We start from the raw sequence: 398 nt of genomic DNA, 5'->3' as shown, positions 1-398 counted from the left end.
GAAGAGCACGGTCCGGACATCGCGGCCCTCGTCGCCGACGGCTACGAGCTGCTCACAATGTCTTGACTGCCGCGCGGTCGGGGGCGAATCGGTCTACAAACGGAGCAGACCGAGTGCTTCGGGGCTTGACCCCGACGGTCCAATTTATTATTTCGCGGTTGGTTTCTTAAGTATGCGCGCCGAACGGAGCAACTGAGTGGCACGCCGAATGATCAATAAATATTCTCCGCTTGACCAGTCGGCATGAGCGACGCGCCCGAATCCGGTTCCGTAACGGGTGATGACCCGGAGTCAGCAGTTTTTGAACAGCTGTTCGAGCACACCCCTGACGCGGTACTCGTCATCGATACAGAGGCGAATCGTATCCTACGGTGTAACGACCAGGCATGCGAGTTGCT

1 protein-coding gene is annotated in these 398 nt (G+C 57.8%); it reads left to right on the top strand.

From position 1 onward, the window contains the following. Window positions 1-243: 243 nt before the first annotated feature. A partial coding sequence (locus tag EXE42_RS20915; RefSeq protein ID WP_137707083.1) for a PAS domain-containing protein occupies window positions 244-398 on the top strand: 155 nt, incomplete at its 3' end.

Source organism: Halorubrum sp. SP3, assembly GCF_005435195.1.
GTDB lineage: Archaea > Halobacteriota > Halobacteria > Halobacteriales > Haloferacaceae > Halorubrum > Halorubrum sodomense.
Note: the sequence above shows the minus strand (reverse complement) of the source record. Positions and strands in the feature narration are given on the sequence as shown.